At 29.8% G+C, this 7,906-nt stretch carries 7 protein-coding genes; 6 read left to right on the top strand and 1 reads right to left on the bottom strand.

The genetic code is table 4. The features are described from left to right. The first annotated feature begins 180 nt into the window (after positions 1-180). The 5 genes from EHV01_RS01875 (at position 181) to EHV01_RS01855 (ending at position 5,240) form a co-directional block, all read left to right on the top strand. Entirely contained in the window at positions 181-897 is a 717-nt protein-coding gene (locus EHV01_RS01875) for a YebC/PmpR family DNA-binding transcriptional regulator (RefSeq protein ID WP_422065958.1), read from the top strand. 105 nt (positions 898-1,002) lie between these two features. Then, positions 1,003-1,617 carry a hypothetical protein gene (locus EHV01_RS01870; protein WP_422065957.1) on the top strand — a complete coding sequence of 205 codons (615 nt, stop codon included), beginning with the start codon at positions 1,003-1,005 and terminating at the stop codon, positions 1,615-1,617. A 63-nt stretch (positions 1,618-1,680) separates the two neighbouring features. Next, positions 1,681-3,708: a DUF2779 domain-containing protein gene (locus tag EHV01_RS01865; protein ID WP_422065956.1), complete on the top strand. Its 2,028-nt coding sequence runs from the start codon at positions 1,681-1,683 to the stop codon at positions 3,706-3,708. Beyond that, positions 3,695-4,654, top strand: coding sequence for a methionyl-tRNA formyltransferase (gene fmt / locus EHV01_RS01860; protein ID WP_422065955.1), 960 nt, complete (start codon positions 3,695-3,697; stop codon positions 4,652-4,654). The genes EHV01_RS01865 and fmt overlap by 14 nt, the downstream gene beginning before the upstream one ends. Continuing rightward, positions 4,614-5,240 carry a hypothetical protein gene (locus tag EHV01_RS01855; protein WP_422065954.1) on the top strand — a complete coding sequence of 209 codons (627 nt, stop codon included), beginning with the start codon at positions 4,614-4,616 and terminating at the stop codon, positions 5,238-5,240. The genes fmt and EHV01_RS01855 overlap by 41 nt, the downstream gene beginning before the upstream one ends. Here EHV01_RS01855 and EHV01_RS01850 read toward each other — a convergent pair. Beyond that, entirely contained in the window at positions 5,215-5,676 is a 462-nt protein-coding gene (locus tag EHV01_RS01850; RefSeq protein WP_422065953.1) for a hypothetical protein, read from the bottom strand. The genes EHV01_RS01855 and EHV01_RS01850 overlap by 26 nt on opposite strands. 236 nt (positions 5,677-5,912) lie before the next feature. Between EHV01_RS01850 and lepA the strand changes: the two genes are divergently transcribed. Beyond that, the gene (gene lepA, locus EHV01_RS01845) at positions 5,913-7,715 is read left to right on the top strand and encodes a translation elongation factor 4 (RefSeq protein WP_422065952.1); all 1,803 of its coding nucleotides are present in this window, start codon (positions 5,913-5,915) and stop codon (positions 7,713-7,715) included. The last annotated feature ends 191 nt before the right edge of the window (positions 7,716-7,906 follow it).

Raw genomic sequence — 7,906 nt, 5'->3', positions numbered from 1 at the left:
KTTTAAAAAATTTAAAGCAAAATCATAATCTTACACAAAATTAGTTTTCAAATTGTCATATTGATGATTTTTTTTATTTCATCAAGAGTTTTCGACAAAATTAAAGTTTATCATCACTAACTTTATTTAATTTTACGGTATAATATATAAGAAAAAATTAGGTGGTAAAGGAGAGAAAAAATGGGAAGAGCATTTGAAGTTCGCAAGCAGTCAATGGCAGCAACAGCTGCGAAAAAAGCAGTATTATATAATCGTGTTGCTCGAGAAATTTATTTAGCAGTACGCGAAGGAAGTGTTGATCCCAATGCTAATTTAGCGTTACGGAATGCAATTGATAAAGCAAAAGCAAAACAAGTTCCACGTGATGTTATTGAACGTGCGATTAAAAAAGCAAGTGGAAACGATAATGAAAATTACCAAGCAATTCGTTATGAAGGGTATGGACCAGGGGGAAGTGCAATTATTGTTGATACATTGACAAATAATGTTAACCGCGCTGTGGCAGAAGTACGCAATTGTTTTACTAAAACAGGTGGTAAACTAGGAGTTAATGGGGCTGTCGTGCATTTATTTGATCATTTAGCAGTGTTTGCTTTTACAGGTAAAACGGTTGAAGAAGTATTAGAATTATTATTACTAGCAGATTGTGATATTAATGATGTTGTTGCTGAAGATGGACAAATTGTTGTTTATGCGCCAGGAACAGCATTTAATAGTGTTAAAACGGCATTAGATCAAGCCGGGATTACAACATTTCAAATGGCAGAAATTACAATGCTTCCCCATGACCGGATTACTTTACATGGTGATGACGCTGAACAATTTGAAAAAATGTTAAATATGTTAGATGACATTGATGATGTGCAAGATGTTTATCATAATGTTTTCCTTGCTTAGTTCAGCGTGAAAAGCAGGAAAACAACTTGGGAAATTAGAAACAATTGAAAAATTATCGTTAATAGTGCATAATAATAGTAAAGTAAAAAAGGAGTTTAGATAATAATGTCAAATTTTTTGGGTGGTAGTATGACAATGAATGTGATTTTAGTCGTAATTGTAGTCGCAGTTATTATTTTTGCAATTGTTTCTTCAATTATGGGACGAAAAGCACAACGCATTGAACGAGAAAAACGAAAAAAACAAGTTAAAGATAAAATTAAACAATATATTAAAGATACTGATAATCGTAAAAACTTAAGATTAGAATATGAAAAAGTTATTGCTCGTAAAGGAAAAGAATTTAAATATCGCGATATTTTTGATGTTATTGTTGATATTTATGAAGCAAAAACAAATGCTTTTTTAGAACAAAAAGCTTTTGAAATTGAAGGTATTTCAAAAAAAATTAGTAAAAAACAATATGAAACAACTTGAATTGTTAACCAAGAAATTGATTTAGAAGAAACAAAACATCGAACTGAAATTAGTGAAAAAAAAGTTAAGTTAACAAAAGAAGAAAAAAAAGCAGCAAAAATTGCGGCAAGAAAAGAATATGAAGCACATCGTGCTGAAATGCTTAAAAAGCGTGAAGAAGAACGGAAATTGCGAAAAGCTGGACAACTTCCTGTTGATGAACGCCCAAAACCAAAACCAGAGAAATTTGTCCCTAGAAAATAAGTTCTATCTTATTTTCTTTGTCTTTAAAAAGCAAATCCGAAATAACGAAAGTGAAGTGCAATAATGGATTTAGAAATCACTTTAAAAAAAGAAGATTTTAAACGATTTAAAAAATGTTTTAAAATTGCTTGAACATTAGCTTCACGAAGTAATTTAAAAACAGTGCAAGAATGAGTGACAGCTCAAAAAATTTCGGTCTTTTTTGACTTGCAAGATAATATTAACAGTGCCAAAATTGATGAAGCTATTTTTATTGATGATGATGAAAATGAGAAGGGAAAAGGTTTATTTCAACCACATTTGTATGATTTAGCGCTAGAAACTTATTGACAAGCAGCTGAGGACACGGATAGTAATGATGTTCGAACTTTACCAGACGAGATTCAAACAACGATGGCAGATGTTCAAATTGATTTTTATCCCGGTGAAACAATTGCTGATGGGAATGAAGTTGGCCAACGCGCGCGTGAATATTTTATGCGTGATTATACCTATTTTAATTTAGAACATTACAGCAAGAAAATTGCTTTTGCAAAGACAACTGAAGTGTTAGCAAATCCAAACTATGATGTTTATTTTGAACCATCTTTTGTTTATAACAATTGTATTACAAAGTGTGATATTTTAAAGAAACTTCCAGATGGTACTTATCATTTAATTGAGGTTAAAGCTTCAACTGGTCGGAAATATGATAAAGAAGCACAAATGTATGTTGACAAGGATGTTAAGGATGAATATGGTTATGATGTTGCCTATCAGTATTATGTTTTAACTGGGGCAGGCTTAACAATTAGTCGGGTTTCGTTAATGTTGCTAAATTCGGAGTATCAACGGATTGGTGATATTGATGATGACCAGTTGTTTATGTTTCAAGATTATTATAAATTGCCAACCAAAACCTTACCGGCTATTAGTTTATTAGAATTTTGTCAGCAAATGATGACTGGACAATTTGCCAAACGTGTTGAAAAGAATCGCATCATTACTAATGATTTAGCTTTAATTAAACATTATTTTATGCAACCAGTTGAAACAATTTTTTCGTTATTTAGCAAGGAACAATGTTTCAATGGAAAAGGTGATCGTTATGGTTATTGCCAACATGTTACTAGTTATTTACCACCGCATTATAGTGTCTTTGAGTTAACACGTGGGATGGAAAAAAAGACGTTATTAAAATATCAAGAACACATTGATTTGTTAAAAGATATTGTGTTACCATTTACCTTTAAACAATCAAAGCGACAAAAAAAGCCAATTTTATTTTCAGAAAAACAACAACGCCAAATTCTTGCTGTTCAAGATAATGCCCCAGTTGTTAATCCAAAGAAGGTTGCTATTATTAATCAAATTTTAGAACAGTATCAGTATCCAATATATATGTATGATTTTGAAACAATGAAAGCGGCAGTTCCTCGCTTTGATTATTCATATTCTTATCAGCAAATTCCGTTTCAATATTCAGTCCATCTTATTAAAGATAATCACTTTGATTATCAAGATGAAACGACAATGGAACATTATGCCTTTTTAGCAGATGGTGAAGGTGATCCACGCTTAGCACTAATTAAACATTTAGTTACTGATTTATTTAGACATGGCGGAGGGGTTTATGTTGCTTATTATAAGAGTTTTGAATGTAAGGTTTTAGCCGAATTAATTAGTTATTTAACAATCTTAATTAATCAAAGTCGCAATGAGGAACTTATGACAACTTATCAAGATTGACAAAAAAAATTAAGGATTATTCGAAATAAAACAATTGATTTAATGGATTTTTTTCAGAACTTTATGATTTATAAAAAAGAATTTTATGGTTCAGCTTCAATTAAAAAAACACAACCAGCATTTGATAATCAATTTACTTATCAAGCATTAAAGGTACAAAAAGGTGATATGGCTAGTGAAATCTTTCGTCGTCGGGTGGAGAATAATATTCCAATCACCATTTGACAAAAATCATTTCGAGGAGAAATGTTAAAATATTGTAATCGGGATACATTAGCAATGGTTGTTATTTATCAACATATTGTTCGTTTAATGGGATCTTTAACACCAATTAAGGGAGGGAAAAAAGATGCAGAAATATAGAGTAATTTTTATGGGAACGCCAATCTTTGCAACAGCTGTTTTAAAAGCTTTACAAAAGTTAGCGCCAACAATTGAAATAATTGGAATTGTTACCCAACCTGATCGTAAAATTGGACGTCAGCAACTCGTTCAATTTTCTCCAGTCAAAGAATTTGCCTTAACAAATCAGATTCCTGTTTTTCAACCAGAAAAAATTAATGATCTTTATACAGAGTTAGGAACTTTCCAACCAGATGTTATTGTAACGTGTGCTTATGGGCAATTTATTCCAGAGCGAATTTTAAAATTAGCACGTATTAATTGTATTAATGTTCATGCTTCATTATTACCAAAATTACGTGGTGGGGCACCTATTCATAAGGCTATTATTTATGGTGAGCGAGAAACGGGGATTACACTAATGAAAATGATTAAAAAAATGGATGCAGGAGAAATGTATGTTCAAACAGCAATTCCAATTAGTGCCACCGAAACAGCCTCATCTTTGCATGACCGGTTAATGGTTTTAGCAGGCACAATGATTGAAAAATATTTATTAGATATTATTACTGGTAAAATTAAAGGAACACCACAGGATGATAGTCAAGCAACATTTGCTTATAATATTACACGTGATGAAGAAAAAGTAAATTGGTTTTTACCAAAACAAAAAATTGTTGACCAAATTCGTGGATTATATGCATGACCAATTGCTTATACAACTGTTAATAATATTCATTATAAATTGCACCAAGTAATGATTACTTTAGAGCCATTAGCGGAAAAAGATGCTGATTTTGTAAATGGGACAATTATTGATATTTCAAAATTAGGGATTAAAGTTAAAGTTGAAGATGGTTATTTGCTAATTACGCGTTTACAACGCGAGGGAAAAAAAGTAACTGATGCTAAAAATTACTATCATAATGCCTCGTCAGAAATTATGGTTGGAAATATTTTTATTTAAAATGTATCGTTTAAAATCACTAAAATATTTAGCAACAACAGGATTAATTACTGCTTTGTTAGTAGTTATTGCTTATATTTCCCAATTTATTCAGTTCAATTTTGGTGTTGGTAAAGGGATTATTCAGTTAGCAGATGGGTTATTTTTAGGTTTAATAACGTTAATCAAAGGACCAATGTTATTAATTAGTGGTATTTTGTATGTAACAATTATTGATATTGTTACCGGCGGTTTTATTTTTATTCCTATTTCAATTTTAATTAGAATTTTAATGTTTTTAATTACTTATTTTGGTGCTCGCATTTTAAGTCGCTATGGTGCTATTTTTGTTAGTTCTTTAATGTTATTATTATATGTTTTGTATAGTTATTTCTTATTTGGGCCTGATGTTGCAATTGTTGAATTAATTGCTGATGCAATTCAAATTGCTGTTGCAACAATAATGGGAATTACGTTAGCAATTGTTTTTGTTCAGATTAATGAGCATAGTACAAATAAAATTTGAGATGATGAACAATTTTGACATTATAAAAAGAGTAATTACGGCATAATTACTATTTTTATAATGTTCGTGCGGACAAACTAATAATTTTTAATGTTTCTTCAATTTTATCTTTTAAATAATTTAAGTAATAATAATTAATGATTGATTCTCGTAAAATTTTAAGTTTGTTGCCATAATTAGTTTGTAGTTGTTTTTCACAATACTCAAAAATTCGTAAATTTTCTTGTCGCATGTTTAAATTAACTTTAAAATGTTGTTGATATAATTTGCGATATTCATTAAGGGCATTACTAATACGGTTATGAATAAATTCCGTACTATGATTAATAACACGCATAATTTGGTAAATTAACCCTTCATGTTGTTGCAGCTTAATTTGTTTTGTATTAAAAGTTTTTAAATTTTTTAATAATGTATACAACCAATCTTTTTTTGTATCAGAAATTTTTTCAACATTCGTAATTAAAGTTACTTCAGCGATTAACTGATTGTAATATTCTGTAAAGTTAGTACTCACAAGTATTCCCCATTCCGTGATATTAATAAACACTAATAATTTTATCTTTTTTTAAAAATAATTGTTTCAGAGTTTTATTTTTTAAATTGTATAATACATTATATCGTATTTATTTTAAAAATTCAATGTGACTATAATTATTTATTATTAAAACCTGCTATTTCAGGTTATTTTGCTAAAATTATGTATAATAATATCAGAGATGTAACTGTTTATAGAAAGGGTTTTAATTTTAAATGGATAAAAAATTAATTCGTAATTTTTCAATTATTGCTCATATTGACCATGGGAAGTCAACCTTAGCAGACCGGATTTTAGAATTAACAGGGACAGTTGAAAAACGAGAAATGCAAGAACAATTATTGGATTCAATGGATTTAGAACGTGAACGAGGAATAACAATTAAATTAAATTCTGTTCAGTTAAAATATCGTGCTCAAGATCAACAAGAGTATATTTTTCATTTAATTGATACACCAGGGCATGTTGATTTTACCTATGAAGTTTCACGCAGTTTAGCAGCTTGTGAAGGAGCAATTTTAGTTGTTGATGCAGCACAAGGAATTGAAGCCCAAACATTAGCAAATGTTTATTTAGCAATTGATAATAATTTAGCAATTATTCCTGTTATTAATAAAATTGATTTACCATCTGCTGATCCAGACCGTGTCAAAGAAGAAATTGAAAATTTAATTGGAATTCCAACAACAAATGCACCATTAATTAGTGCTAAGACAGGGTTAAATATTGAACAGGCCTTAGAAGCAATTGTTAAAGATATCCCTGCGCCGTTAGAAGGCGATGATAATAATCCATTGCAAGCATTAATTTTTGACTCATATTATGATAAATACCGTGGTGTAATGGTCTCAATTCGAGTTAAACAAGGAATTGTTCGCGTTGGTGAAAAAATAAAATTAATGAATACTGGTGCTGTTTATGAAGTTACTGAATTAGGAGTTAAAACACCAAAAGAAGTTAAAAAAAACCAATTAGTTGCTGGTGAAGTGGGTTGATTAGCAGCAAGTATTAAAATGGTCCGTGATGTTCGGGTTGGTGATACGATTACAACCGTTGCTAATCCAGCTCAACAGCCATTACCAGGATATAAAAAAATGAACCCAATGGTATTTTGTGGATTATATCCAATTGATTCCTCTAAATATAAAGATTTAAAAGAAGCTTTAGAAAAAATTCAGTTATCCGATGCTTCCCTTGTTTATGAACCAGAAACATCACAAGCATTAGGTTTTGGTTTTCGTTGTGGCTTTTTAGGATTATTACATATGGATGTTATTCAAGAACGGTTAGAACGAGAATATAATTTAGAATTAATTGCAACTGCTCCATCGGTAATTTATCATGTTTATTTAACAAATAAGGAAATGATTAGTATTGATAATCCAAATGAATTACCAGTTGTGCAAAAAATTGATCGCATTGAAGAACCATTTGTCAAAGCAACGATTATGACTCCTGAGCAATATATTGGTTCATTAATGGAATTATGTCAAAATAAACGTGGAACATATGCTAATTTAGAATATATTGATGATACACGGCGAATTTTAACTTATGAAATGCCATTAAATGAAATTGTGTTTGATTTTTTTGATCGGTTAAAATCAATTAGTAAAGGTTATGCTTCATTAGATTATGATTTTATTGGTTATCGTCCTAATAAATTAGTTAAAATGGATATTTTATTAAACAATGAAATTATTGATGCTTTATCAATTATTGTTCATCGTGATTTTGCTTATGGGCGTGGTAAAGCCTTATGTGCAAAATTAAAAGAAATTATCCCTCGGCAAAATTTTGAAGTTCCAATTCAGGCAGCCATTAATCATAAAGTTATTGCACGAGAAGATATTAAAGCAATGCGTAAAAATGTCTTAGCAAAATGTTATGGTGGTGATATTACTCGGAAAAAGAAATTATTGGAAAAACAAAAAGAAGGAAAAAAACGAATGAAAGCAATTGGCTCAGTTGAAGTCCCCCAAGAAGCTTTTATGGCTGTTTTAAAGTTAGATGATTAATTGCTATTGTTAGCAATTTTTTATTAATAAAAAGTGATATAATTAGACTTCTTGCATAACCTATTAAAATAATTGTAAATATTTTCTTTAATTTTGTCGAAAACTCTTGATATTTATAAAATATACCTAAAATTAGGTATATTTTTAATATATGGAGGTAAATAATTAATGAAAAAAATAATTACAGAWWA

The sequence above is a fragment of the Spiroplasma sp. hy2 genome (genome assembly GCF_044714365.1).
Taxonomy (GTDB): Bacteria; Bacillota_I; Bacilli_A; order Mycoplasmatales; family Mycoplasmataceae; genus Spiroplasma; species Spiroplasma phoeniceum.
Note: the sequence above shows the minus strand (reverse complement) of the source record. Positions and strands in the feature narration are given on the sequence as shown.